The 24,111-nt window shown below is 68.7% G+C and carries 26 protein-coding genes; 6 read left to right on the forward strand and 20 right to left on the reverse strand.

All coding sequences use genetic code 11. The features are described from left to right. Positions 1-35: 35 nt before the first annotated feature. Entirely contained in the window at positions 36-473 is a 438-nt protein-coding gene (locus tag QMA07_RS12555) for an SRPBCC family protein (protein ID WP_290162358.1), read from the reverse strand. Positions 474-631: 158 nt separating this feature from the next. Between QMA07_RS12555 and QMA07_RS12560 the strand changes: the two genes are divergently transcribed. Continuing rightward, complete coding sequence (locus tag QMA07_RS12560) at positions 632-1,975, forward strand: cytochrome P450 (RefSeq protein WP_290162360.1); 1,344 nt, start codon at positions 632-634, stop codon at positions 1,973-1,975. Positions 1,976-1,981: 6 nt separating this feature from the next. On the opposite strand, the gene QMA07_RS12565 is transcribed toward QMA07_RS12560, so the two are convergent. Further along, the gene (locus QMA07_RS12565) at positions 1,982-2,965 is read right to left on the reverse strand and encodes a cation transporter (protein ID WP_290162362.1); all 984 of its coding nucleotides are present in this window, start codon (positions 2,963-2,965) and stop codon (positions 1,982-1,984) included. Continuing rightward, the gene (locus QMA07_RS12570) at positions 2,962-3,450 is read right to left on the reverse strand and encodes a hypothetical protein (RefSeq protein ID WP_290162364.1); all 489 of its coding nucleotides are present in this window, start codon (positions 3,448-3,450) and stop codon (positions 2,962-2,964) included. Before QMA07_RS12570 ends, QMA07_RS12565 begins: the two co-directional genes overlap by 4 nt. Before the next feature lie 108 nt (positions 3,451-3,558). On the opposite strand from QMA07_RS12570, the gene QMA07_RS12575 reads away from it, so the two are divergent. Then, a complete protein-coding gene (locus tag QMA07_RS12575; RefSeq protein WP_290162366.1) occupies positions 3,559-4,842 on the forward strand; it encodes a hypothetical protein in 1,284 nt (427 codons plus the stop codon). 350 nt (positions 4,843-5,192) lie between these two features. On the opposite strand, the gene QMA07_RS12580 is transcribed toward QMA07_RS12575, so the two are convergent. From QMA07_RS12580 to QMA07_RS12610, 7 genes are all read right to left on the reverse strand, one after another. After that, a complete protein-coding gene (locus QMA07_RS12580; protein ID WP_290162368.1) occupies positions 5,193-5,750 on the reverse strand; it encodes a hypothetical protein in 558 nt (185 codons plus the stop codon). After that, positions 5,747-6,451: a hypothetical protein gene (locus tag QMA07_RS12585; RefSeq protein WP_290162369.1), complete on the reverse strand. Its 705-nt coding sequence runs from the start codon at positions 6,449-6,451 to the stop codon at positions 5,747-5,749. Before QMA07_RS12585 ends, QMA07_RS12580 begins: the two co-directional genes overlap by 4 nt. Positions 6,452-6,490: 39 nt before the next feature. Next, on the reverse strand, positions 6,491-7,213 hold the full coding sequence (locus tag QMA07_RS12590; RefSeq protein ID WP_356762970.1) for an endo alpha-1,4 polygalactosaminidase: 723 nt from the start codon (positions 7,211-7,213) through the stop codon (positions 6,491-6,493). Positions 7,214-7,302: 89 nt separating this feature from the next. After that, positions 7,303-7,998, reverse strand: coding sequence for a DUF899 family protein (locus QMA07_RS12595; RefSeq protein ID WP_290162370.1), 696 nt, complete (start codon positions 7,996-7,998; stop codon positions 7,303-7,305). 61 nt (positions 7,999-8,059) lie between these two features. After that, entirely contained in the window at positions 8,060-9,466 is a 1,407-nt protein-coding gene (locus QMA07_RS12600) for an MFS transporter (RefSeq protein WP_290162372.1), read from the reverse strand. Positions 9,467-9,504: 38 nt separating this feature from the next. After that, positions 9,505-10,575 (reverse strand): YbdK family carboxylate-amine ligase, encoded by a 1,071-nt coding sequence (locus QMA07_RS12605; protein WP_290162374.1) that lies wholly within the window; start codon positions 10,573-10,575, stop codon positions 9,505-9,507. An 11-nt stretch (positions 10,576-10,586) separates the two neighbouring features. Further along, positions 10,587-10,853, reverse strand: a complete 267-nt coding sequence (locus QMA07_RS12610; RefSeq protein WP_290162376.1) for a Rho termination factor N-terminal domain-containing protein — start codon at positions 10,851-10,853, stop codon at positions 10,587-10,589. Between the two features lie 123 nt (positions 10,854-10,976). Here QMA07_RS12610 and QMA07_RS12615 point away from each other — a divergent pair, with 123 nt between their 5' ends. Further along, positions 10,977-11,141 carry a hypothetical protein gene (locus QMA07_RS12615; protein ID WP_164481676.1) on the forward strand — a complete coding sequence of 55 codons (165 nt, stop codon included), beginning with the start codon at positions 10,977-10,979 and terminating at the stop codon, positions 11,139-11,141. A 46-nt stretch (positions 11,142-11,187) separates the two neighbouring features. On the opposite strand, the gene QMA07_RS12620 is transcribed toward QMA07_RS12615, so the two are convergent. Continuing rightward, a complete protein-coding gene (locus QMA07_RS12620) occupies positions 11,188-11,391 on the reverse strand; it encodes a CsbD family protein (protein ID WP_290162379.1) in 204 nt (67 codons plus the stop codon). Positions 11,392-11,594: 203 nt separating this feature from the next. Here QMA07_RS12620 and QMA07_RS12625 point away from each other — a divergent pair, with 203 nt between their 5' ends. Further along, positions 11,595-11,996 (forward strand): hypothetical protein, encoded by a 402-nt coding sequence (locus QMA07_RS12625; RefSeq protein ID WP_290162381.1) that lies wholly within the window; start codon positions 11,595-11,597, stop codon positions 11,994-11,996. Between the two features lie 64 nt (positions 11,997-12,060). Here the strand turns inward: QMA07_RS12625 and QMA07_RS12630 are convergent, their stop codons facing one another. Then, on the reverse strand, positions 12,061-12,408 hold the full coding sequence (locus QMA07_RS12630; RefSeq protein ID WP_290162382.1) for a hypothetical protein: 348 nt from the start codon (positions 12,406-12,408) through the stop codon (positions 12,061-12,063). A 315-nt stretch (positions 12,409-12,723) separates the two neighbouring features. On the opposite strand from QMA07_RS12630, the gene QMA07_RS12635 reads away from it, so the two are divergent. Further along, a complete protein-coding gene (locus tag QMA07_RS12635; RefSeq protein WP_290162384.1) occupies positions 12,724-13,209 on the forward strand; it encodes an FBP domain-containing protein in 486 nt (161 codons plus the stop codon). Between the two features lie 4 nt (positions 13,210-13,213). Here the strand turns inward: QMA07_RS12635 and QMA07_RS12640 are convergent, their stop codons facing one another. From QMA07_RS12640 to QMA07_RS12655, 4 genes are read right to left on the reverse strand one after another with little or no spacing between them, the layout of a single operon-like run. Then, positions 13,214-15,514 carry a glycoside hydrolase family 3 N-terminal domain-containing protein gene (locus tag QMA07_RS12640; RefSeq protein ID WP_290162426.1) on the reverse strand — a complete coding sequence of 767 codons (2,301 nt, stop codon included), beginning with the start codon at positions 15,512-15,514 and terminating at the stop codon, positions 13,214-13,216. 52 nt (positions 15,515-15,566) lie between these two features. Beyond that, positions 15,567-16,448, reverse strand: coding sequence for a carbohydrate ABC transporter permease (locus tag QMA07_RS12645; RefSeq protein ID WP_290162386.1), 882 nt, complete (start codon positions 16,446-16,448; stop codon positions 15,567-15,569). Further along, on the reverse strand, positions 16,445-17,470 hold the full coding sequence (locus QMA07_RS12650; RefSeq protein ID WP_290162388.1) for a sugar ABC transporter permease: 1,026 nt from the start codon (positions 17,468-17,470) through the stop codon (positions 16,445-16,447). Before QMA07_RS12650 ends, QMA07_RS12645 begins: the two co-directional genes overlap by 4 nt. Next, on the reverse strand, positions 17,451-18,743 hold the full coding sequence (locus QMA07_RS12655) for an extracellular solute-binding protein (protein WP_140038012.1): 1,293 nt from the start codon (positions 18,741-18,743) through the stop codon (positions 17,451-17,453). Before QMA07_RS12655 ends, QMA07_RS12650 begins: the two co-directional genes overlap by 20 nt. Before the next feature lie 163 nt (positions 18,744-18,906). Between QMA07_RS12655 and QMA07_RS12660 the strand changes: the two genes are divergently transcribed. Next, positions 18,907-19,905: a LacI family DNA-binding transcriptional regulator gene (locus QMA07_RS12660; RefSeq protein ID WP_290162391.1), complete on the forward strand. Its 999-nt coding sequence runs from the start codon at positions 18,907-18,909 to the stop codon at positions 19,903-19,905. On the opposite strand, the gene QMA07_RS12665 is transcribed toward QMA07_RS12660, so the two are convergent. From QMA07_RS12665 to QMA07_RS12680, 4 genes are read right to left on the reverse strand one after another with little or no spacing between them, the layout of a single operon-like run. Next, positions 19,883-20,752 carry a PaaX family transcriptional regulator C-terminal domain-containing protein gene (locus tag QMA07_RS12665; RefSeq protein ID WP_290162393.1) on the reverse strand — a complete coding sequence of 290 codons (870 nt, stop codon included), beginning with the start codon at positions 20,750-20,752 and terminating at the stop codon, positions 19,883-19,885. The two genes, QMA07_RS12660 and QMA07_RS12665, sit on opposite strands and share 23 nt — an antisense overlap. Further along, entirely contained in the window at positions 20,742-21,995 is a 1,254-nt protein-coding gene (locus tag QMA07_RS12670; RefSeq protein ID WP_290162395.1) for an aminotransferase class V-fold PLP-dependent enzyme, read from the reverse strand. Before QMA07_RS12670 ends, QMA07_RS12665 begins: the two co-directional genes overlap by 11 nt. A gap of 1 nt (position 21,996) precedes the next feature. Then, on the reverse strand, positions 21,997-23,151 hold the full coding sequence (locus tag QMA07_RS12675; RefSeq protein WP_290162397.1) for an amidohydrolase family protein: 1,155 nt from the start codon (positions 23,149-23,151) through the stop codon (positions 21,997-21,999). Continuing rightward, positions 23,151-24,005 (reverse strand): tryptophan 2,3-dioxygenase family protein, encoded by an 855-nt coding sequence (locus QMA07_RS12680; RefSeq protein WP_290162399.1) that lies wholly within the window; start codon positions 24,003-24,005, stop codon positions 23,151-23,153. Before QMA07_RS12680 ends, QMA07_RS12675 begins: the two co-directional genes overlap by 1 nt. Between the last annotated feature and the right edge of the window lie 106 nt (positions 24,006-24,111).

Below are 24,111 nucleotides of genomic sequence, written 5' to 3' on the forward strand. Positions count from 1 at the left end.
AGCCCGCACTGCGCAGCCGGCTCACCTTCAGTCAGTCAGCCCGCGCGGCCCTCGGCGAGATAGGCGAGTCGCTGCAGCGTCTCGGAGTTGCGCCAGCGCAGCAGGGGAGCGGTGACGACGCCGGGAAGCAGAGTCGCCGGGCCCTTCACCGGCTCCTCGTCGATCCGCACGATCGAGCCGTCGCCGTGCGAACGCACACGCAGCGTGACGCGGGCCTCGCCGATCGGCCAGCCCTTCGCACGCATCACCATCCGGTGCGGGGGATCCCACTCCTCGACCACCGTGGTGTCGTCGAGCAGGGCCGGCCAGACGCCGACCGAGTGGTGCAGTTCCGCGCCCGGCTGCGGCCACGTGTCATCGACGTCGCGCATGCGCGAGGCGCCGACGACCCACGCCGGGTAGAGCCAGGCGTCGGCCAGCACCCGGAACAGGTCATCGGGGCGGCAGTTCATCGTGCGCACGTTCTTGGCCATGTCGGCTCCTTCTGTGGCGGTTGTCATCATGGTCGTGCCTCCGCGGCGATCCACCGAGGGGGTTGACGGGCCGGGTGCGGCGACGATCGGCCGTAGCACAGAGCCCGCATCGGCGCCTCCCCCTGGAACAGCGCGAGGGTCTCTGCGAACGTCAGGTCATGGCACTCATCGATCTTCCCGTTCGCGCCGCCCGCAGAATCAGCGCTCTGGCGCACGACGACGCACCCACCCTGCTCACCCGCGGCTACGGCTTCGGCCCACGGATCTGGCGCCGGGTGCGACCGGGCGCGAGGTCGGCACCGATGCGACTGCTGGGCGACGACACGGTGTTCGTGCCCGGAGTAGAGGGCGTCGAGCTGTTCTACGACGAGACCCGCATCGCGCGGTCCGGGGCCATGCCGGCCCTCGTGCAGGAGAGCCTGTTCGGTCACGCGTCGGTGCACAGCCTCGACGGCGACGCGCACAAGCATCGCAAGGCCACATTCATCGACGTCGCCTATGACGACGAGCAGGTCGCGCGGTTGACCCCCTGGCTCGAGCGCGAGTGGGAGAGCGAGCGGCAGGCGTGGCTCGACGGCGGCACACGCAGCGCCTACGACGCGGCCGTCGGCGCGCTGGGTCGCGCGATCATGGGATGGGCGGGTGTGCCCGGCACACCCGCAGCGAAGACGCGGTGGGCCGCGCGGCTCGCGCAGATCGTCGACGGCTTCGGCTCGCCGTACTCGCCGGAGTACCTCGCCGCTCTGGCCAACCGGTGGTGGTCGGATCGCCACTCGACCCGACTCATCGAGGCCGTGCGGCACGGCGCACTCAGCGCAGAACCGGAAACGGCGCTCGAGCGATGGGCGCACCACCGCGATCAGGACGGCGAGCTGCTGCCCGCCCGCATCGCCGGTGTCGAGCTGCAGAACAGCATCCGTCCGATGATCGCGGTCGCGCGCTTCGTCGCGTTCGCCGCGAAGGCCCTGCACGAGCACCCCGAGTGGCGCGAACGCATCGCCGCCGAAGCCGCCGAACGGGGATCACTCGTCGGCGGCCCGCTGTCGATCATGTTCGCGCAGGAGACCCGGCGCCTCTCACCCTTCGTGCCGATGCTCCCCGGGTGGGCGATCGCCGACATCGAGATCGACGGCCAGCGAGTGGATGCCGGCGGACGCGTCGTGCTCGACATCCTCGGCACCGACACCGATGACCGATTCTGGGCGCGCCCTGAGCGGTTCGACCCGGAGCGCTTCCGCGATGTCGGCGCAGACTACGAGGCGCTCGCCGCATTCATCCCGCACGGCGGGGCTGGCGTCGCGACCGGTCATCGGTGCCCCGGCGAGAAGCTCGCGATCGCAGGCCTCGCCGCAGCGATCACGGTACTCAGCGATCCTCGCCTGCGCATCCTCGACCAGGGCCTCGACGTCAACCGGCGTCGTCTCCCCACCAAGCCCCGCTCGGGCGGCACGGTGCGGTCGGCCTCGGCGCCTGCGTCGAGCGGGTGCCCCTTCCACCGATAGAGACCGTCATTCCGGGCCGGAGGTGTCCGCTCCGTCCGGGATGCGGTCGATGGGCACGACGACGACCTCCTGGACCTTCCAGTCGAGGTCGGCGATCCGCTCCGACAGGTCGGTCGTCTGTCGCAGCGTCACTTTGCCTTTGTGCGGCACGACGAATGCCTCGATGTGGAAGACCTGGCCCTGGTCGCGCATCCTGACCCCTGCCTCCTTCACCCAGGGTTGTGAGCGCATCGTCGCGAGCACTTCACCGGCGAGCGGATGCGGATGCTTGCTGTCGTAGGTCCGAGCGCGCTGGTCCATCAGGTCGATCACCGCGGTCTTCGTGTTGCGCCATCCGTCCCAGATGATGCCGAGCGAGATCACCAGAGCCGCCGCGCCGTCCAGCCACCACACACCCACGCCGACGCCGAGCACTCCGACGATCGAGGCGACCGTGGTCTGCCAGTCGGCCTTCGCCATGTCGGCATCGGCGTAGAGCAGCTTGTTGTGCAGCACGGGGGCGAGCTTCGCCTTCGCCGGTCCGTAGAAGAACACCGGACCGACGATCACCACGGCCATGACGGCGACCATCAGCCAGCCGAGCCAGATCGTCTGCCCGAACAGCTGCACGGTGCCGACGGTGGGATGCTCGCCGGCGATGAGCCCGGTCACCGCCTCGACCGCCAGATTGAGTCCCACGGCCAGCAGCGCGACCCCGGCCACGAGATGGCCGATGCCCATGACCCGATGCAGCCCGTAGGGGTGCTTCACCGAAGGGCGCTTGCGGATGAAGATCAACGCGACGAGGAACGCGATCTGCGGGATGAGCGACAGCATGTCCTCGATCCAGGCCGTGCGCATCGCCTGCGAGTTGCCGACGACGAGCGCGATCACCGCGATCGTCACCGAGGTGTAGGCGATCGTGAACCACTCCCAGCCGACCGCTCGTCGCAGCGCCTGACGCTGCTCGTCGGGGAGCTCCGTCCGTCCGATCCTCGTCGGCGTCGTCACGAGCTCGCCTCCTCGTCGAGGTATCGCTCCAGCTCGCTCAGGAACGCATTCTCTCCCAGCGGCACGAGCATGACGATCTCGCGGCCCTCTGCTCCATCGATGCCGGGGTAACCGCGGGTGACGCCTGCTCTGTCGACCCAGGGGGTGTCCGCCGTGAACCCGCCGACGACGAGGTCGAGGTCGCCGCGCTCGAGCATTCCGACCAACGTCTCCTCCGACCCGTTCGTCCAGTCGACCTCGGCATCGATGCCGTCTGCGAAGCCGGTCACGAGATCGGGGATGCTGCCGGTCGGGGTCTCGCGATCGGTGTCGACGAGTCCGGGATCGGCTGAGACACCGACCCGCAGTTCGGACCCGGTCACGGATTCGAGTGTGCCGTCGGGATCGGCGGGAATCGTCAGGCCACAGCCCGACAGGCCGATCACGAGCAGGAGCGCGGCCGCCGAGAAGACCGCGCGGCGGGGAGACCACGTCGATGCGTTCACGACGACATGGTGCATCTCGCGTCGACGGCGGAGAATCCGGTTGACGCTCGCCTTCGCGCGGAGTATGCGGTGGCTCGTCGCCCGCACTCGACCGGTACGGTAGGGCACATGTCACAGGCCCTCCGCACCTTCGGGCGCATCGTCGCGCGGCACTGGCCCGCGCTCATGGCCTGGTACCTCGGGGGCGAGGCTCTGCACCGCGTGCTCATCGAGTTCGCCGGATTCGTCGGCGGCCACACCACGCTCGGCGGCCTGCTGCTGCTGCCGCTGGCGGTCGCCGCTCGCCTCGTCTCGTACGTCGCGATGTACCTCACAGTGCGTCCGTCGCTGCCGCACAGTCGGAGGGAGGATGCCGGGGGCATTCGCGAGTTCGGCTCGGCCACGCTCTCGGCGATCCTGCCGTTCTTCGCGTTCTACACCGCGTGGGGGCTGCTCGACGCCGACCAGATCGAGTTCTTCCAGATCGCGCTCGCGGTCGCACTGCCCCAGTCCGGTGAGGGATTCTCGCAGATCGGCGACCGCGGCGGACTGATCTCGGTCGGTGTGCTGCCCGTGACGGTGCTCGTGATCGCCCTTGCCGCTCGTGTGCTCCTCACCCGCTTCGCCGACCGGTTGCCGCGTTGGACGATCATCCTCGCCACCTATGCCGAGGTGCTGTGGACGTTCATGCTCTTCACGCTCGTCGCGCGATGGTGGACGAGCGTCCTCGACTGGTTCGCCGACCGCCAGGCGGTCGGCTGGCTGCGGGGATTCGGCGACTGGTTCGCCGTGAACCTCCAGCCCGTCGCCGCGGTCTGGGAGGGAGCGACCTGGCTCGTCGGCATCCTGGTCGCGGCGCTCATCCTGCCGGCCGCGTGGCTCACAGTCGCCGGCGTGATCTTCGGCACCACCTTCGACTCGACTCCCGCGTTCTCGCGGTTCGGCGGGGGAGCTGCCCGCGGCGCGGTGATGAGTGTCGCGCGCACTCTCGTGATGCGACTCGAGGGTCTCTGGGCGGCTGTCACGGTGATCTGGCGGGGCGGGCCGCTGCTCTTCGGCGCGTACGCCCTGGCCTACGCGGCATGGGCCTTCGCCGAGCAGGCGGGAACCCGCGGGGTGCTGCTGCTCGTCGGCGGCCATGAACGGTGGTTCTGGGCAGGGGTCTTCCCGCTCCTCACCGTCGCGATCGCGGCAGTGGCCGAGCCCTTGAGAGTGGCGATCGTCGCGACGGCGTACGACGGCGTCATCGGCCGCCCCCGCTCAGGTCTCGACACCCGGCCCTCAGGGATCGATGCGGAACCGGGCGAGGTCGTCGTCGCTCCCCTCGATGTCGAGCAGGAAGGGGCCGTCGGCGTCGTCGGGAAGCAGGAAGGTCAGCAGGATGCGGTACGACGCCGGCTCGGCGATGCATGAGCTCTCGCCCTCGTCGTAGGACACGTCGAGATCCTCGCGAGAGCTGAGCCAGCTGCGATCCGAATCGGTCTCCGTGAGCGTGATCTGCCCGCAGCGGTCGGCGGCGGACCCGCCGGTCGACGACAGCCGAACGCTCAGGGTCTGAGAGCCCTCCGGGGTCTCGAACTCACCCCACTCTGCAGGCCCGAGCGTGAGTGTCTGCCCGGCGATGTCGACGGACGACTCGGCCTCGATCACCCGATCGGTCGGCCGGATGCTGGGAAGGACGTCGAGCCACACGGTGGCGCCGAGCATGGCCACGGCGGCGATCGCCAGCGCGATCAGTGCCCGGCGCTGCCTCCTCCACCACGTCACGGCGCGCTCAGTTCAGGATCGTCGAGCTCGACGCTCGGGGTGCGGGGTAGATCATCGAGATCGAGCGGGATCGTGATCAGGTCGTCGAGCTCGGCAGTGAAATATGAGGAGGTGAGCCGCAGCTCCGCCTCTCCGGAGATGACATCGGGCGGCAGCTCGAAGGCCAGAGTGCCGACCGTGTCGACGCCGACCCGCAGCGAGGCAGACGTCAACGTCGCGTCCGGTCGTTCGCTCGCCTGGAACACACGGTCGTCGATCGTCAGCGTCGCCAGATTGACGGCAGCGTCGATCTCGGTGTGTGGGGCGGAAGCGGCGACCGTCACGACGACCCAATTGCCCTCCGCGCTCCAGTCGGCACCCGGCACGACGACCTCATCAGCGAAGGTCGCTTCGGTCGCCGCCGCGATCAGCGTGCGTGACTCGACGGGATCGCCGAAGGATCCGTGCACCTCGGTCGGCCCGATGACGTCTTCGTCAGTGGGGGTGACCGCGGTCACGGCGCCGGCGGCGACCACGAGCGCGGCACCGAGCAGCCACGGCGTCGCGCGTCTCATCGTGCCTCCTGCGCGGTGACGGTGATGCGGGCGCTGAGTGCGGCCGGGCGCCAGGTGACGGCACGCGATGAGAGGACGACCTGTCCACGGCGCACCTCCACCTCGTGCACGTCGAGTGACACGGCACCATCGGGGAACGCATCCTCGGAAACCGTCCAGGCGAAGGTGACCTGGCTGGGAACGCCCGGCTGCAGGATCACCTGCCCTGACGAGCCGTCGGCCCGCCATACGTCGACCGAGTCGGTCGTGGTGACGCCCTTCAGCCTGAGGAGGGGGGCATCGGTGTTGACGAACCCCGAGCTGATGCGGTCGGCGGTGGTGCCGACCCCGATCGGCGCATCCGAGAGATTCTCCATTCGCGTGCTCATCACGAGGAACTTCTCGCCGGGCTCCGCTTCGAGATACTCCGATTCGACCTCGGTGGTGAACTCGGCGTCGAGCACGGTGATCGCATACATCGAGGTGCGCGCCTCGTCGTCGGGGCCGAGCTCGGTCGGCGACGCCTCAGCACGCGACAGCCCGCCCACCGCCGCGACGACGGCGGCCAGAGCGACGAAGGCGAGCGCCGCGAACCAGATCCAGCGGGGGAGCTCGGCGGCAGCGTGTGTCCACCGCGAGACGGCGGAGCGGACGATGTTCGCGGCGGGGCGGGCGGCGGGCGCACCGGAGGGCGCGCCGTCGTGATCCCCCGTCTTGCTCACGAGGTCAGCCTAGCGAGGGCGCGTACTCAGACGGGAGAATCAGCGGTCGCAGGTCTCGAACACGTACCCGTCGTCTTCCGGCGTAACGAGGTCGCGATCTCGCAGCACCATCGACCCCGGCGCGTCGTCGTCGGCGCACATCTCGGCGAACGGCCGAGGCAGCTCATCGGAGTACTCGATGTCGATCACGGCGTCGCCGTAGACAGCGGTGAAGGCTCCGCACTCCTGATAGACGGAGCACTCCTCGACCACGGCGAAGTCGAACCCGGCGCGTTCGCGCAGCAGGCGTGCATCCTCGGCGGCGTTCTTCTGCCCGGCGGCGAGCCCTGAGCCGTGCGCGATGTCGACGAGCAGCGCCGCGAGGGCGAGGTTGTCATCGAGGGTGAGCGCGCCGTCAGAGCGGGTGTGCGAGTCGAGGTTGTCGAACTCCACCGCCTCGAATCCCGACTCGGCGCACCCCTCGATCCACGGGCCGACGATCTCGGCGATGCGCTGGCGGCGGTCGTCGGTCGAGGTGTCGAGCAGAGCCTCGTCGGGCCAGTCGGGGTCGAACACGGGCTCGCCGTCGTTCTGCAGCACGAGGTCATCGGGCCAGGTGTCGAGTTCGCCCGGCTGGGTCTGGAACCCGTTCACGTAGCAGATCGAGTACAGCCCCTCTGCGGGGTCATCCGAGCGGTCCCGACCCACGATGCCGACACCATCGGCGGGTGCATATGCCCCGCCGAGCTGGTAGTCGGGTGTCGCTCCCGCCGGTGGAGTCATGAAAGGCGCAGGCGGGTCGGAGATGGTCGTGACGCACCCCGAGAGAGCGAGGATCAGTGCGGTGGCGGTGAGGACCGCGGCTCCGCGCCTCAGCTGCCGTCTCCGTACAGCGCGGCGATCTCTTTCGAACCCATACCTCGATCGTACGTGCCGTGCTGGGGCCAGCCGGCCGGGGAGTCCTCCCACTCCTCCTGACGGCCGTAGGGGAGCAGGTCGACGAGACCCTGCAGCTGACTCATGCGCTCGGTGCCTCGTCCGTTCGTGTGCCAGGTGCGATACACGGTGTCGCCGTCTCGCAGCAACACGTTCACACCGAAGCCCTCGTTCGGACCCGCATCCATGTCGGAGCCGAACGTGCTGTCGGCGCTCGAATACCACGTCATGCGGTTGCCCACCCTGTCGCGGTAGGCCAGTGCCTCGTCGATCGGCCCGTTCGTCACGATCACGAAGCGGGCGTCGTAGTACCGCTCGAGAAAGTCGAGCCGCGTAAACTGCGAGGTGAAGCCGGTGCAGCCGGGGCACTGCCACTCATTGCCGTCGGTCCACATGTGGTTGTAGACGATGAGCTGTCGATGCTCGCCGAAGATCTCCGACAGCGCGACCGGACCGTCGGCCCCGACGAGCGTGTAGTCGGGCAGCTCGACCATCGGCAGCCGCCGTCGTTGCGCCGCGATGGCATCGAGCTCTCGCGTCGCGGCCTTCTCGCGCACGCGCAGTGCGTCGAGCTCGCTGCGCCACGTGTCGGCGTCGATGACGGGCGGAAGGGGCGTCTGGGTCGTGCTCACGGTGGACCTCCGGATGCTCGGGAAGACGGTGCACCCAGTGTGCGCCCGCCCACCGACGTCGTCAACCGATCGGAGAGGGGGTTCCGTCGGCGACCGGCGTCTCGACCTCTTCGGCCGGATTCCGGCGGATGCCGATCCACGACACGACCCCGCCGAGCACGAGCAGCGCCGCCGTGACCCAGGCCGCGTTGTGGAAGCCCGCGAGGTCGAGAGTGCCGCCGATGATGGTCGACAGCATCGCGACGACGAGCAGTCCGGCGACGCGCGAGACCGCGTTGTTCACGGCAGAGGCGATGCCCGAGCGGGACTCGTCGATGGCGCCGAGGATCGCCGAGGTCAGGGGAGCCACGGTGAGGGAGAGCCCCAGACCCAGCACGATCATGGCAGGGAGCACCTGCCACCAGTAGTCGAAGTCCTCGCTGACGACGAGCAGCATGAGCGCGCCCACGGCCATGATGAGCGGTCCGACGGTCATGAAGATGCGCGGCCCGAATCGACCGGCCCACGAACCCGCACGCGAGCTGAGCAGGATCATCAGGATCGTCATCGGCAGGCTCGCGAGTCCTGCCGCTGTGGCGCTCAGACCGGCTCCCTGCTGCAGGTACACGCCCACGACGAAGCCGTTCAGCGACAGTGCGGCGTAGACGAAGAGCGTCGCGAGGTTGCCCCACGCGAAGTCGCGCACGCGGAACAGCGACAGAGGCATCAGGGGAGAGGACGACCGCTGCTGCCGCACGAGGAACCACGCGAACAGGGCTGCGCCGATGACTCCGGGCATCCAGATCGCGGGAGACTGCCATCCGAGGTTGGGCTGCTCGATCAGCGCGAACACGACAGCGCCGAGACCGATCGCGCACAGGGCTCCGCTGAGCCAGTCGACCCGCACGCCGCTCGGGTGCTCCTGCAGCTTCAGACGGGAGAGCAGTACGAGGGTGACGGCGATCGGCACGACATTGATCAGGAAGACGAATCGCCAAGACAGGAAGTCGACGAAGAGCCCGCCGAGCAGCGGGCCGACGAGCTGCGCGGCGGTGGTGAACGCCGTCCAGATGCCGATCGCCCGCGACTGCACGTCGGCGCGCATGGTCGCCGTGATCAGCGCGAGCGAGCTTGGAACGAGCAGCGCACCGGCCGCTCCCTGCGCCGCTCGGGCGATGATCAGGATGAGGGGGTCGGGTGCCGCGGCGACCGCCACCGAGGCCACGCCGAAGGCGATCAGGCCGATGCGCATCACGAGCACCCGGCCGTACGCGTCCGACAGCGAACCTGCGAGCAGGATCAGCGCGCTGAGGGTGATGAGGTACGCGTCGACCACCCACTGCTGCGTGGTGATTCCGCCACCGAGTTCATCGCTGATCGCAGGAAGCGCGACCGTCACGACGGTGCCGTCGAGGAAGGTCACGAAGGATGCGAGGACGGCGACGGAGATCACGAGCCGCTGCAGCGGCGCGAAGCGAGAGGATGCCACAGGCTGACACTACTGCCGCCGGGGCGCATGAGGGGCGGTCAGGTGGTCGCCGTGCTCGCGCGATACAGCTCGCGCAGACCCGCCGTGCCGCGCTCGGCATACGCCCTGCGCTGTCGCTCGGCACCCGTCCCGTCGGTGCGGATGCGTGCGATGCCCTCGCTGACGAAGTCCTCGTCGCCCAGGCGAGCGAGCGTCGGACGCAGCCTGTCGAGCAGATCCGACAGGATGATCCAGAACGGTGCGATCCCACCGCTCGCCGGATCGACGAGGCGCGCCTGGGTTCCGTACCTCGCCGCCGTCCACAGCGAGGCATCGACCACGTCGACGCCGATGTCGGGTACGTCACCGATCTCGTCGCTCAGCATCAGCGCGCGGGTGAGCGCCACGGCGAGCAGCGTGTCGTCGACCGTCAGCTGCGCGTCGAAGACCCGCACCTCGACCGTGGGGAATCGTTCCGAGACACGGATCGCCCATGACAGCGAACCGGCGTCGGCGATCGCCGTCATCGCGACGAGCTGATCGACATGGGCGCGATAGTCGTCGAGGTCGCGGAAGTGCGGCGGGCTCCACGACGACGGGAGTCGCCGGATCAGGATGCTGCGCCAGCTGGCGAATCCCGAATCCCTGCCGTGCGTGAAAGGCGCGTTGCCGGTGAGGGCCAGCAGTGCGGGGAGCCACGGCCGCACCCGGTTGAGCACGCGGACGCGCTCTTCGTCGTCCACCACCTCGACATGGACATGCAGTCCGTTGACCTCGTGCTCGCGGGTGATCTCGACCAGCTGGGCAGCGACCGCGTCGTAGTGCGGTGAGGAGACCACCGTGAAGCGGCTCGGCGAGATGAACGGAGTGCCTGTCGAGGCCATGATCGCTCCCTGATCCGCGGCGTACGTGCCGATCAGGCTGCGCGTGCGGCGCAGTTGCGCCTCTGCATCCGCCCTGGTGGTCGAGGGCGACGTCGCCGACTCGAGCTGACAGGTGAGGTATTCGGGGGTGAGGCCCGCGGCGGCATCCTCGGGGATGCGCTCGCGCGTCTCGGGTGTCATGGCCGACGGAACGAGCGTCTGCTCGTCGAGCAGGACGAACTCCTCCTCGACGCCGAACCGGGCCATCTACGCGGGCCCTAGTGATCGCGCAGAGCCGAGATGAGCTCGGCCTTGCGCTTGCGGCTGTAACCGGTGAGGCCGATCTCCTTGGCGCGAGCGCGCAGTTCGTCCACGGTCCAGTCCTCATAGTCGCCGTGCTCGCCGCCTCGGCGCCCCACGGCGCTGCGCCCGTCGCGGGCGGCGGCGTTCGAGATCCGGGCGGCTTTCTCCTTCGAGGCGCCGTCGTCGCGGAGCTCTTCGTACAGCTCCGGATCCTTCAGCGAACTGTTCCTGCGTCCTGGCATGTCGATTCCTCCATCGCACGGCGGGAAGCTCCGAGTCAAGCCCCTCAGGCGCTCGGGGCCGCGGGCCTAAGTTTGTTCACCGTAGACGGGTGCCTCCCCCGCGCCCGCAAGAAGGGAAAACCGATGAACATCCTGCTGATCATCATCATCGTGGTCGCCATCATTCTGGCCATCACCGGCGGGCTCGTGCAGTCCCTGCAGTTCCTCCTGTGGGTCGGCCTGGTGCTGCTGGCCATCGCGGTCATCGCCTGGTTGATCCGAGCGATCTCCGGCAACCGCACCCGCTGATCCACGCCGTGAGGCCCGCTTCGGCGGGCCTCACTGTCGTTGAGGATCAGTCTCTGCTGTCGCGCAGGTTGTCGCCGACGTTCTTGGCGGCGTCCTTCACGTTCTCGCCGGCCTGCTTGGCGGAGGCCTTCGCCTGATCGCCGCGGCCTTCGGCCTCGAGCTTCTCGTTGTCGGTCGCCTTTCCGACGCCTTCCTTGATCTTCCCGCCGGCCTTCTCGGCTGCGTTCTTGATGTCGTCTGCTCCGCTCATGGCGCGATTCCTTTCATCATTCGATCAATGGATCCCCACCGTCGCACGGGGCGAGAATCCTGCACACGGGATTGACAACAGAGAGCACTCGTGACAGCACCGGCGGCCATCGACGCGGACGCCGCAGACGACTAGCCTGGCCCCAGGCGGGTGGTCCTGCCCGCTCTCACCTCGACTGCGGTCGACGAAGGAAGCGGTGGAACATGGACTCGATGATGATGGGCGCCATGCGCTCGAACATGATGTCGATGCCAGACATGGCGACGATGGACATGTCTGTCCTGCAGGCGTGCATGGACGCGTGTTCGGCATGCGAGCAGGCGTGCACGGTGTGCTCGACTCAGATGATGGACTGCTCGCCGGCGTGTATGAACTGCGCCGACATGTGCAACACGATGATGCGGTCGATGATGCGGATGCAGGGCATCACCCCCGCGTCGATGATGGCCATGCTCGACGCCTGCATCGTCATGTGCCAGACGTGCATGGACGAGTGCATGCAGCACGCCGACCACAGCGAGGTCTGCAAGATGTGCGCTCAGGCCTGCAAGGACTGCATGGACGCGTGCATGGCGGTCAAGGACATGATGATGGCGACCGCCTGAGCGGTCCCCGCATCGTCCTCGGTCGTTGAGCGAAGACGGCGAAGCCGCCCGAGACGAAACGCGCTCAGCCGACTGCGACGTTGAACTGCGTGCGGCCGACGGCCAGCACGCCGTAGCGCACGTGCAGCGCGATCGGCGTGCCCACAGGAGCCTCGAGCGCCGCACCCGAGGCGTTCCACAGAGCGTGTGACGTTCCCTCGAGCGTGCGCACGAGCAGATCGCCTGTGCGGGGGTCGGAGTGCTCGACGATCGCGTCGGCCCACTCGGCGGACGTCGCCGAGGCGATGCGCGCCTGGATCAGGTGCAGCGCGTGACCCGACGCGAACGAGGAGCAGGCGAATCCGTGCCGGCACATGCACGCAGAACGCTCACGCACCGAGAGGGGCGAAAGGTGGTTCAGCGGCGTGGACACGGTGGTCTCCTTCGTGAGCGGACGTTCCGGCAAGAGTAGGTCGGCCCCGCGAGAGAGGGGAACCCGCGCCGACACGGTGTGAAACAAACGGGGGTAGACTCGCCGGGTGCTGTTGTCGAAGAGTGCTCTCCGGATCCCGGATAGAGCGCAGTGGGGAGCCGTGGGCGCGTACAGCGCCACGGACAGAGTCTGACGATCGGCCGGAGGCGGAACATCCCGTCCCCGGAGCCGCGTCGTACCCGGCATCCACTCGGATGCCTTCTCTCACTCTCTTCCTCTGCCGCCGTCCGCGGCTCACACGAAAACACCTCTCTCATGCGTCCCATCGACGAGCGCACCCTGCGCGCCTCCTTCATCAACGCCTCCCGCAAGGAGGTCTCGGACCTCACGCTGCCCGCCGGCTTCGCCGATCTCGACTTCGAGAAACTCGACTACCTCGGCTGGGTCGACCCCAAGCTGCCTCGCCGCTCGTACGTCGTCGCCTGGGTCGATGACGTCGTCACCGGAGTGTTCCTTCAGCGCGCCGAGCAGCGCGTGATCTCGCGAGCCCAGTGCTCGTGGTGCGAGGACGTCACCCTGCGCCACGACGTGCAGCTCTACGTCGCCCGCAAGGCCGGCCCGGCGGGCCGCAAGGGCGACAGCATCGGCAACCTCGTCTGCGCGGAGTTCGGATGCTCGCAGAACGTGCGGATGCTGCCGCCACTGGCCTACGACGGCTATGACCGCGAGCTCGCGCGCGAGATGCGCATCGTCAAGCTGCAGGAGCACGTGAGTGCTTTCATCGCCGCCGTGAAGGGCTGACGGCTCACACGATCTCGAGTCGCGCCACCGTCTCCTCGTCGTCGCACGCGCCACCGACCCAGAGACGGATCATGCCGGACTCGACCTGTCTCACACCGTCGAGCCCCGTGAAGGCGAGCCGGTCGATCGGCACGTCGAACTCGACGAGCGTGTCGGCACCGGGTGCGAGCGCGACCCGTCGGAAGTCCAGCAGCTGGGCGAGCGGGCGGGTCACGCTCGCGACCTCGTCATGCGCATACAGCTGCACGACATCCGTCGCCGCGACCGTGCCGGTGTTGCGCACCCGCACCGTCGCCCGGAAGGTCTCGCCCGCCGCGACCGACGCCGGTGCGGCGAGTTCGTCGTGCGCGAAGGTCGTGTAGCTCAGGCCGAAGCCGAACGGCCGCACCGGAGTCGAATCGGCACTCGTGACATCCGTGCGTCCGCCGAGCACGGGATGCAGATACGAGTACGGCTGCGCCCCGGCCGACCGCGGCAGCGACACCGGAAGACGCCCGGACGGTGCGACGCGGCCGCTCAGCAGTCGCGCGAGTGCGGGGCCACCCTCCTCGCCGGGGAAGAACGTCTGCAGCACCGCTGCGGGAGTCAGCGCAGCCTCGGCGTTCGTGGGAGCCGATGCGTCGACCGCTCCGAGCCCGGTGATCGTCCCGGTGGCACCTTCGCGAGCCGGCAGCGCCCAGTCGAGCACGTAGGGGCGCCCGGTCATCGCGATCAGGATCACCGGGGTGCCGGTCGCGACGACAGCCTCGACCAGCTCGCGCTGAACGCCGGGGAGTTCGAGGTCTTCGACGTCGTTGCCTTCGCCCACAGTGCCTCGTCCGAAGAGGCCGGCGCGGTCGCCCACGACGACGATCGCGATGTCGGCGGCAGCGGCGGCGTCGACCGCGGCGGGGATGCCGGAGCGGTCGGAGCCGTCGACCTCGCATCCGATCGTCGAGGTGATCGCTGCTGCGGGGAACTCGTCGCGCAGCGACTCGGTGACGGTCGGCAGGTCGATGCCTGCGGGGGTGTCGGGATGATGCGCCAACACGTGGTTGACGAACGAGTAGCAGCCCATCAGTGCTTCGGCACTGTCGGCGTTGGGGCCGATCACCGCGATCCGCGAGGTCGTCGTGGGCGCGAGGGGGAGCGCGCCGTCGTTGCTCAGCAGCACGATCGACTCCTCGGCAAGGCGCCGAGCGAGCGCTCGGTGCTCGGCCGGATCGAGGTCGATCGCGGCCGGAGGAGCGCTGAAGTCGGCATCCAGCAGTCCGAGCTCCTCCTTCTGCGCGAGCACTCTGGCCACGGCCCTGTCGAGGATCTCCGAGGAGAGCCGACCGTCGCGCACCTGCTCCGCGAGCGTGACGAAGGCGTCGGGCGAGGGGAGCTCGACATCGATTCCCGCGGTGAGCGCGAGCCGTGCGGCGTCGGCGGAATCTGCGGCGGCGCGGTGCATGCTGTGCAGGAAGTCGACCGCGAAGTAGTCCGACACGACCACTCCGTCGAAACCCCAGCGATCGCGCAGGATGCCGGTGAGATAGCGAGCGTCGGCGGTGACGGGCACGCCGTCGATGTCGACGTAGGAGTTCATGACGCTGCGTGCGCCGCCCTCGTGGATCGCCATCTCGAACGGCGGGAGCAGCACGTCCTCGATCTCGCGCAGACCGGCGCTCACGGGGGCATGGTTGCGTCCGGCCTTCGAGGCGGAGTATCCGATGAAGTGCTTCAGTGTCGCGTGCACGCCCGCGGACTGCAGGCCGCGGACGTAGGCGGTGCCCACCCGGCCGACCACCAGGGGGTCTTCGGCGATGCACTCGTCGACCCGACCCCAGCGGGGGTCGCGGATGACGTCGAGCACCGGTGCCAGGCCCTGATGGATGCCGAGGGCCCGCATCGATGAACCGATGGCCCGACCTGCCTCCTCCACGAGATCGGGGTCGAAAGTCGCCCCCCACGCCAGCGGCGTCGGGAAGGTCGCCGCCTTCCACGCGGCGAGACCCGTCAGGCACTCCTCGTGCACGAGCGCCGGAATGCCCAGCCGCGTCTGCTGCTGAAGTCGGCGCTGCTCGGTCCACAGCCAGGCCGCCCGCTCGACGGGGTCGACGGGTCGGGTGCCGTACACGCGGGTGAGGTGGCCGATGCCGTGCACGGTGGCATCCTCGTAGCGCGTCGAGCTCTTCTTCTCGCCCGACATCGGTGCGACCACCTCGACGCCCTGGTCGACCCAGAAGCCGACGAGTTGCGCCTGCTTCTCTTCGAGGTTCATTCGGGCGAGGAGCGCCTCGACGCGGGGGGAGTGCGGCGCGGAGCCTGCGGGCTGCAACATCATGTTCTCTTTCTCGTTCTCGTCGACGTGGGGAGTCGCGACGGCGACCGCATCAGCCCTTGACTGCACCGGTCAGCCCTCCCACGATGCGCCGCTCGAACAGGCTGAAGAAGATCAGCGCGGGGATCATCGACAGTGATGTGAACGCGAGCACTTTCGCGGTGTCCACGGAGTACTGCGATGCGAACGACTGCACTCCGAGCGGCAGCGTGTACGCGGCCTGATCGTTGAGGATGAACAGCGGCAGCAAATAGCCGTTCCAGCTGCCGATGAACGCCAGGATGCCGGTGGTGATGACTCCGGGGAGCGAGAGCGGCAGCACCATCCGCCAGAAGAATCCGATGCGGCTGCACCCGTCGATGAACGCGGCCTCCTGGATCTCGTCGGGGATGGCGCGCAGGAACGGCACGAGGATGATGATCGTCGTCGGCAGAGCGAACGCGATCTGGGGCAGGATCACTCCGCCGAGCGAGTTCATCAGTCCGAGACTGCGCACCACGATGTACAGCGGGGTGATCGCCACGGTCAGGGGGAACATCAGCCCGGCGGCGAAGAACGCGTAGAGCACCCCGCGTCCGGCGAACCGGTATCTCGCGAGGACGTACGCCGCCATCAGCCCAAGGGCCACGGTGCCGACTGTGGTCGCGAGAGCGACGATGGTCGAGTTGCCCACCAGTCGCCAGAACACACTGCCGGTGAGCACGTCGAGGTAGTTCGACACCACCCACGGCTGGGGGAACCCGGACGGATCGGTCGTGATCTGCGCGTTCGTGCGGAACCCGCCGGTGATGATGTAGGCGATGGGCGCCAGCATCAGACCGACCGCGATCAGCGCGACGAAGTACACGCCGGGGTTGGCCCACGGCAGCCGGGGTTTCGCGGCGCGACCCGTGCGGGCCTTGCGCTGGGTGACGAGCACCGAGGTGGCGGTCATCGGACGGACTCCTTCTGTGTGGCGGCGTCAGCAGCCGCGTCGGCGTCTGCGCCGGCAACCTGCAGGGCGGTGTCCTGCCCAGTGCGCGAGCGGGAGTTCTTCTTCCTGCCCGAGGCACCGGTGAGAGCGCCGTCCGTGTCCTTGCGCAGCACGGCGCGCTGATAGATGAGAGCGACCACGAGCGAGATGAGGAAGAGCACGACCGCGACCGCGTTGCCGTAGCCGTAGTTGCCGGCGTTGCGCCCCTCCGAGACCATGTAGGTCGCCATGGTCGAGGTGCCGGCGGTCGATGCGATGTACTGCCCCCAGATGATGTAGACGAGGTCGAACAGCTGCAGCGAGCCGATGATCGACAGGAACGCCCAGATGCGCAGGGTGGGAGCGAGCAGCGGCAGCGTGATCCGCCACTGGATCTGCCAGTAGGATGCGCCGTCGATCGCCGCAGCCTCGTTCAGCTCCTCAGGAATGCCCTGCAGGCCGGCGAGGAACAGGATGACCGCGAAGCCGACGTACTTCCAGGTGATGATCGCCATCAGCGTCCAGATCGCGATCCCGGGGTCCGACAGCCAGTCGGTCGCCAGGAACCCCAGACCCATGTTCGTCAGCATCGCGTTGAGTGCGCCGTTGGTCTGCAGCATCAGGCTCCACCCCGTGCCCACGACGACCTCGGAGATCACGTAGGGCACGAAGATCAGCACGCGGATCAGCGACTGGCCGCGCATCTTGCGGTTCAGCAGCAGCGCCAGCGCGATGGCGACCGGACCCTGGAGAACGAGGGAGAACACCAGGATGAAGCCGTTGTGCGCAAGCGCGTCGTGGAACAGCGGATCCTGGAGGATCGTGAGGTAGTTCTTCAGCCCGACGAACTCGGTGGGCGGGCCGTAGCCCTGCCAGCTGAAGAACCCGTAGTACGCCGCCATCAGCACCGGGAAGATGACGAAGGCGAGGAACACGAGCAGGGCGGGCCCGGCCAGAAGCATCACTTCCAGCCGGGCGCGCGTGTCACGCTTTCGCTGCGGCATCCTGCACAGCCTTGACCAGGTCCTCCGCGTCGCTGTTGCCCGCGAGCAGGTCGACCACTGCGACGTTCAGCGCGTTGCCGACATTCTGGCCGTAGACCGTGTCGAGCCACTGCGTCGCGTACGGAGCCGCGTTGTACGCCTCGAGGATGGTCTGCAGGTAGGGCTCGGTGACGGCCTCCTGTGCGACGGTGTTGACCGGCGGGGCGTTGAAGGCCTTGTAGTACGCGGTCTGCACGTCCGAGGTGCCGATGTAGTTCAAGAAGTCGACGCAGGCGTCCGGTGCGTCGACCGAGCACGAGTAGCCGTCGACGCCACCCATCATCGAACCGGGTTCGCCGTCTCCGCCGTCGATCTCCGGGAAGGGGAACCAGCCGAGGTCGGCCAGTGGCTGCTGGTCAGGAGTGAGTGAGCCGATGACGCCGGGGTTCCATGCGCCCATGAGCTCCATGGCGGCCTGGTGGTTCGCGATGAGCCCGGCCGAGCTGCCGGCCCCCTGCTGGGCGGGAGTCGTCAGGAAGCCCGAGTTGAAGGGCTCGGTCTCGGCGAACGACTGCAGGTCCTCACCCGCGCGCACCCAGCACTCGTCGGTGAAGTCCATCTCATCGGCGGCCTTGGCGAGGGTGTCCGAGCTGCACTCGCGCAGCGCGAACCAGTAGTACCAGTGCGCTGCGGGCCAGGCATCCTTGGCACCGAGGGCGATGGGGTCGATCCCGGCGCCCTTGAGCGCGACCGTTGCCGCCTCGAGCTCGTCGAGGGTCGTCGGGTTCTCAGTGATCCCCGCCTGATCGAAGAGGTCCTGGCTGTAGAACAGCCCACCGGGCAGCACGGCGACGGGCATGGCGTAGATCTTGCCGTCGAGGCTGTTCGCCGAGTACGACGCATCGGGGATCTCTTCGGCTGCGGGGCCCGCGATCGCGTCGGTGAGGTCCTTCAGCTGTCCGGCCTTGACCATCGCGGCCATCTTGCCGCCGCCGCGCTGCAGGAAGATGTCGGGTGCGTCTCCCGAGTTGAGGGCGGTCTGCAGCTTGCCGTCCAGGTCTTCGTTCTGGACGGACTGGATGTCGATGGTGACTCCGGGATTGTCGCTCTCGAAGTCGGCGACCGTCTGCTCCCAGAACTCCACTCCAGGGCCGGTCGTCGAGTTGTGCCAGAGGGTCATGCTGGTGTCGCCGCCGTCGGTGCCGGACGAGTCTGCGGTGCAGCCCGAGAGCGCGAGTGCTCCGACGGCCAGTGCTGCGACCGCGGAGGCGAGGGGGAGCCTTCTGCTGTTCATGTGATCGTTCTCCTCATCGAGTTGCGCACCGCTTCGCTGCGGGGCGCCTGCGGACGCTCAGATGAGACCGCAGTGGCATGAGTCTCCAGCCGAGCCACTCGATCGTCAAACGTTTTCGAAAACAGTTTCCATCATGCTGGAATCCCGGCTACGCTGGCGTCTCATGGGGGCACGGACGACGATCCATGACGTCGCGAAAGCGGCGGGGGTGTCGGTGTCGACCGTCTCGAAGGCGGTGAACGGCCGGTACGGGATCGCGGACGCCACGGTGCAGCGGGTCCTCGACGCCGTGAAGCAGCTCGGGTATGAGTCGAGTCTCGTCGCGAGCAGCATGAGGGCGCGGCGCACGGGCGTGATCGGCGTGCTCCTGGCGGACTTCGAGCCCTTCAGCGCCGAGATCCTCAAGGGCGTCGGCTCGGCCGTGCACGACACGGCGTTCGACCTGCTCGCCTACAGCGGGTCGCACCTCGGCGCAGGCGACGGTTGGGAACGGCGATCGCTGAGCAGACTCTCGGGCACACTGATCGACGCGGCGATCATGGTCACCCCGACGGTCGTGAGCGCCGGCACCGAGATCCCGGTCGTCGCGATCGATCCCCACACGGGCCGGGCTGATCTGCCCACCGTCGAATCCGACAGCTTCGGCGGCGCGCTCGCCGCGACCCGGCACCTGATCGAGCTCGGCCACCGCCGCATCGGCTTCCTCGCGGGTCGCCCCGATCTCAGATCCGCGGGGCTCCGAGACGCCGGTTACCGCAGGGCGCTCTCCGACGCGGGGATCCCTCTCGATCCGTCACTCGTCGGTATCGGCCGCTACGAGCTCGATGTGACCAGGGAGTCCGCCCGGATCATGCTGAGCGGAGACGCCCGCCCGACGGCGATCTTCGCGGCGAACGACCTGTCGGCGATCGCGGTGATCGACGTCGCCCACGAGCTGGGTCTGCGGGTGCCGGAGGACCTGTCGGTGATCGGCTTCGATGATGTGCCGGAGGCCACCAGAAGGGCGCTGCCGCTCACGACGATCCAGCAGCCGATGCGCAGACTCGGCGCCGTCGCGGCCGACATGGTGTTCACTCTGCTCTCGGGGCAGGAGGTCGACGAGATGCACGTGATCCTCCCGACGCGGCTGGTGGTGCGGGCTACGACCGCGCCGCCCCGGTGACGTCTCGCACGCGCTGCCACGCGGCATCAGACAGCTCTGTCGACAGCCTCTGGAACTCGGCGACGCTGCGCGTGCCCGGCCAGTCGGCCGGCAGCATCGAGGGCGGCAGGCCCGGATCGGTGTAGGGCAGCACCCGCCAGCGGTCGATCAGCCGCACGTAGGCGGCGAACGGCTCGTGCGGAAGCGTCTCGAGCGACGACTGGAACTCGAGGTGCTCGGCGCGCAGGGCGTCGAGGTCCCACCAGTCCGCGGCCGCCTCGGGCAGCGTGCGCGCGGTCGTCGGTGTGCCGGCCTGGAACAGCGTCACCCAGTCTCTGGCCTCGAGGTCGTCGACGATCTGCAGAACCTCGCTCTGCAGATGGCCGGGGCAGATCCACAGGGCGGGGGAGACGACACCCGCCCCGATCCACTGCAGGCGGCGCCGAAGCTGATGTCTCGTGGCGCGGGCGCTCTCGGGCATCGAGAACGAGATGAGGCACCACATGTCGGCATCCGTCATCTCGCGCATCTCGAAGATGCGTCGGTCGCCCCGCGCGAGCATCGTGGCGGCATCCGGATTCAGCAGGTAGCCGACCGCGTGCCTGCGCTCGGCGAGCAGCAGCCCCTTCTGCTTGAGGCGAGTCACGCCGGTGCGAGCCTGCGCAGTGGGGATTCCGAGATCGCCGGCGAGCGCGACCAGATCCGCTGCAGAGATCCAGCCGCCGAGCGGTCGCAGGTACAGTCCCACCAGGGTGCGCAGCAGGGATGCCGTGCTGCCGGGGCGCGCATCGATGTCGTCGAGCACGGGCCCCGCGGCGATGTCGAGCGCGGAGCCCGCGGCCGGAAGCTGCACGACCTCAGCGGCCATGCGACTCCAGCGCGTCGCGCACGGCGAGGACGCCGGTGAGCGTCTCGGCATACGAGGTGCTGAGCGGCGAGAGTCCCAGGCGGATGCCGTCGGGGAAGCGGAAGTCGGGGATGATCCCGTCAGCCCACAGGCGCTGTGTCACGGCGCGGAAGTCGGGGTGGCCGATCGTGACGTGGCTGCCGCGGAGTGCGGCGTCGCGTGTGCTGAGAAGCCGCACGCCGAGGGGCGCCAGCACCTCGTCGTAGGCGCGCACCGCGAAGTCGGTGAGCGAGAGCGACTTCTCGCGGATCGCTTCGATCGATGCCTGCTCGATGAGGTCGAGCATTCCCTGCATCGCGAGCATCGAGGTGATCGGGGGAGTGCCGCTGAGCAGCTGCCGGATGTCGCCGGCCGGCGCGTACTGCGGACCCATCGCGAAGATGTCCGCGGCGCTCCACCAGCCCTGGATCGGCTGACGAAGAACGCCCTGGTGCTCGCGCCGCAGGTACGCGAACGCGGGAGAGCCGGGGCCGCCGTTGAGGTACTTGTACGTGCATCCGACCGCCATGTCGACGCCCCAGGCGTCGAGCTGCATCGGGATCACGCCGGCCGAGTGGCAGAGGTCCCACATCATGAGGGCGCCGACCTCGTGCACCGCGGTCGTGATGCCGGGCATGTCGGCGAGGGCGCCGGAGCGGTAGTCGACGTGGCTGAGCGAGACGAGGGCCGTGCGCTCGGAGACGGCTGCGACGACGTCGGCGATCTGCACCCCGAGCACCGGGTCGGGCTCGATCCATCGCACGCTCATGCCGGTCTCGGCGGCGACGCCTTCGGCCATGAACCTGTCGGTGGGGAAGTTGCCCGACTCGATCACGAGCTCGGTGCGCGAGGGGTCGGCGGTGGCGGCGGCGCGCATCAGCTTGTAGATCAGCACGCTCGTCGAGTCGGCCACGACGGTCTGCCCAGGGGCGGCGCCGAGGGTGACGCGCCCGATGCGATCGCCGAGCTCCATGGGCAGGGCCATCCACTGCTCATCCCACGAGCGGATCAGCCGCGTGCCCCAGTCGTCGCGCACGAACGCGGCGAGCTTCTCGGGAGCGTCCTTCAGCGGCCGACCGAGCGAGTTGCCGTCGAGGTAGGCGCCGACTCCCGGGGCCTCGGCGAACGCGTCGAGATGGGCGTGCAGCGGGTCGGCGGCGTCGAGGGCGCCGGCGAGGTCGAGGAGCGAGCGTTCGACGGTCGCGGCGTCGCGGGTGTCGGTCATGTCAAGCCTTCAGGTCGGCGCTGGTCAGCGGGCGGGCGAGTGTCGGATCGGCGTCGGTGCCGGGGAATCTCAGGAGCACGGATGCGGGGTCGCGGGGGTTCTGGGGGGCGAGCGCGCGGAGCAGGTCGACGCCGTCGATCCCGGCGTCGCGGAGGGCGGCGAGTTCACCGGGGTTGAGGCCGGCAGGGGTCGGGCCGTTGCCCATGTCGGTGCCGTAGAGCACGGTGCCGCCGGCCACGTGGAAGCGACGGACGTTGTCGACGGCCGTGGTTCTCTCCTCGCTGTCGGCGTCGTGGATCGCGAGCGTCGAGACCCACGAGAGGGATGCCGCCTGGGCGGCGATCTCGGCATCGTCGAGACGCTCGGCGAACGGGGCGTGCGCGAGGCGCGCGGCGCCGAGGCGGGCTGCCCGCTGTGGTTCGCCCGCGCCTTCGGCATGGGCGACGACGGGGAGTCCGTGTGCGGCGGCGGTCTCGACGATCGCGCGGAAGACGTCGTCGTGGAAGACCGGGCCGGCGGCGGCGTTGCTGGCGACCTTGATGCAGGATGCTCCGGCATCCGCCATCTCGGTCACGACGCGTTCGACGGCCGCGATGTCTGCGATCTCGCGGAACGATCCGGCAGGCGCCCAGTCGCGGTCGCTCGGGTAGCCGCCGATGGGCGTGAGGAACGCGACGGCGAACTCGACCGCGACCCGGTGTCCGGTCCGATGCGGAGGCTCGTGCGGGGCTGTCGTCCCGTGCGGGGCTGTCGTCCCGTGCGGGGTTGTCATCGCGCGCGGGGTTGTCGTCCCGTGCGGGGTTGTCGTCCCGTGCGGGGTCAAAAAAGCACCGGAGAACGTCGATTCGGATGCGCTTGTGACCCCGCAGGGATCCTCGGATGCGCTTGTGACCCCGCCCAGAGCGGCGGAGAGCGCGGCGACCACCCCAGGGTTCGCGCCGAGGTCGATCACGCGCCCGAGCGTCGACCCGCGCAGCAGCTGATGGTCGACGAGCTGCAGGTGCACATGGTGGTCGGTGAAGCCGCCGACGATGACGCCGTCGAGACGGGGCAGATCGGATGCCGGCGACTCGTCGCGCAGCAGCATCCGTTCGCCGTCGACGTCGATGATGCCGTCGCGCCATCCTTCGCCGTCGAAGAAGGTCGCCGCGTGCATCAGCCGCCGATCTCGGTGCGCACGGTGTAGAGCTCGGGGAAGAACGTCAGGTCGAGCGCGCGCTGCAGGAATCCGACTCCGCTCGAGCCGCCGGTGCCGACCTTCATGCCGATGGTGCGCGCGACGGTCTTCAGGTGACGGAAGCGCCAGAACTGGAAGTTGTCCTCGAGGTCGACCAGGTCTTCGCAGGCCTCGTAGAGGTCCCAGTGCTGCTGATGGTTCTGGTAGATCTCACGGATCGCGGGCACGAGCTCCGGCGTCTCGCGGTAGGGGAGGCGCACATCGCGGTCGAGGATCTCGGCCGGGATCGGCAGGCCGCGGCGCGAGGCGTAGCGCAGGAACTCGTCATAGAGGGTGGGCTTGTGCCACTCGGCGGTGAGCAGCGCGAGGTTGGCGGGGTGGTCGGCGAAGACGCTGAGCATCTTCTCGTTCTTGTTGCCGAGGGCGAACTCGACGGCGCGGTACTGCACCGACTGGAAACCAGACGAGTTGCCCAGCGCTCCGCGGAACTGCGCGTACTCGGTGGGTGTGAGCGTCGCGAGGATCCCCCACTGCTGCGTCATCACGTCTTGGATGCGCTTGACCCGCGCGACCCGCTTCAGCGCCTCGCGCAGGTCGTCGCTGGCGAGCAGTTCTCGGGCTGACGACAGCTCGTGCAGCAGCTGCTTGAGCCAGAGCTCCGTGGTCTGGTGCTGGATGATGAACAGCAGCTCATCGTGGTGCTCGGGGACGCTGACCGGGTTCTGGGCGGTGAGCAGCTGGTCGAGCGACAGGTAGGACCCGTAGGTCATGCGGCCCGACAGATCGGTGACGATGCCGGCCTCGAGCTCGCGCTCGTTGTTCTCGGTGCTCATGGGTCGCTTCCTGTCGTGACGGACAGGGCAAACATATAACAATCGTGGCGAGCGTCACAATGATGAAATGTCGCCCGGCGCGCAGGGTAGACCTGCCCCGCGAGCG

This window comes from Microbacterium sp. APC 3901 (assembly GCF_030407765.1).
Lineage (GTDB): Bacteria > Actinomycetota > Actinomycetes > Actinomycetales > Microbacteriaceae > Microbacterium.

Bases quoted from the DNA above. Each gene is read 5' to 3' on its own strand.
- QMA07_RS12555 (WP_290162358.1), bottom strand. From the start codon at position 473: ATGGCCAAGAACGTGCGCACGATGAACTGCCGCCCCGATGACCTGTTC.
- QMA07_RS12560 (WP_290162360.1), top strand. From the start codon at position 632: ATGGCACTCATCGATCTTCCCGTTCGCGCCGCCCGCAGAATCAGCGCT.
- QMA07_RS12575 (WP_290162366.1), top strand. From the start codon at position 3,559: ATGTCACAGGCCCTCCGCACCTTCGGGCGCATCGTCGCGCGGCACTGG.
- QMA07_RS12580 (WP_290162368.1), bottom strand. From the start codon at position 5,750: ATGAGACGCGCGACGCCGTGGCTGCTCGGTGCCGCGCTCGTGGTCGCC.
- QMA07_RS12590 (WP_356762970.1), bottom strand. From the start codon at position 7,213: ATGACTCCACCGGCGGGAGCGACACCCGACTACCAGCTCGGCGGGGCA.
- QMA07_RS12605 (WP_290162374.1), bottom strand. From the start codon at position 10,575: ATGGCCCGGTTCGGCGTCGAGGAGGAGTTCGTCCTGCTCGACGAGCAG.
- QMA07_RS12610 (WP_290162376.1), bottom strand. From the start codon at position 10,853: ATGCCAGGACGCAGGAACAGTTCGCTGAAGGATCCGGAGCTGTACGAA.
- QMA07_RS12615 (WP_164481676.1), top strand. From the start codon at position 10,977: ATGAACATCCTGCTGATCATCATCATCGTGGTCGCCATCATTCTGGCC.
- QMA07_RS12620 (WP_290162379.1), bottom strand. From the start codon at position 11,391: ATGAGCGGAGCAGACGACATCAAGAACGCAGCCGAGAAGGCCGGCGGG.
- QMA07_RS12625 (WP_290162381.1), top strand. From the start codon at position 11,595: ATGGACTCGATGATGATGGGCGCCATGCGCTCGAACATGATGTCGATG.
- QMA07_RS12635 (WP_290162384.1), top strand. From the start codon at position 12,724: ATGCGTCCCATCGACGAGCGCACCCTGCGCGCCTCCTTCATCAACGCC.
- QMA07_RS12640 (WP_290162426.1), bottom strand. From the start codon at position 15,514: ATGTTGCAGCCCGCAGGCTCCGCGCCGCACTCCCCCCGCGTCGAGGCG.
- QMA07_RS12645 (WP_290162386.1), bottom strand. From the start codon at position 16,448: ATGACCGCCACCTCGGTGCTCGTCACCCAGCGCAAGGCCCGCACGGGT.
- QMA07_RS12650 (WP_290162388.1), bottom strand. From the start codon at position 17,470: ATGCCGCAGCGAAAGCGTGACACGCGCGCCCGGCTGGAAGTGATGCTT.
- QMA07_RS12655 (WP_140038012.1), bottom strand. From the start codon at position 18,743: ATGAACAGCAGAAGGCTCCCCCTCGCCTCCGCGGTCGCAGCACTGGCC.
- QMA07_RS12660 (WP_290162391.1), top strand. From the start codon at position 18,907: ATGGGGGCACGGACGACGATCCATGACGTCGCGAAAGCGGCGGGGGTG.
- QMA07_RS12665 (WP_290162393.1), bottom strand. From the start codon at position 20,752: ATGGCCGCTGAGGTCGTGCAGCTTCCGGCCGCGGGCTCCGCGCTCGAC.
- QMA07_RS12670 (WP_290162395.1), bottom strand. From the start codon at position 21,995: ATGACCGACACCCGCGACGCCGCGACCGTCGAACGCTCGCTCCTCGAC.
- QMA07_RS12675 (WP_290162397.1), bottom strand. From the start codon at position 23,151: ATGCACGCGGCGACCTTCTTCGACGGCGAAGGATGGCGCGACGGCATC.
- QMA07_RS12680 (WP_290162399.1), bottom strand. From the start codon at position 24,005: ATGAGCACCGAGAACAACGAGCGCGAGCTCGAGGCCGGCATCGTCACC.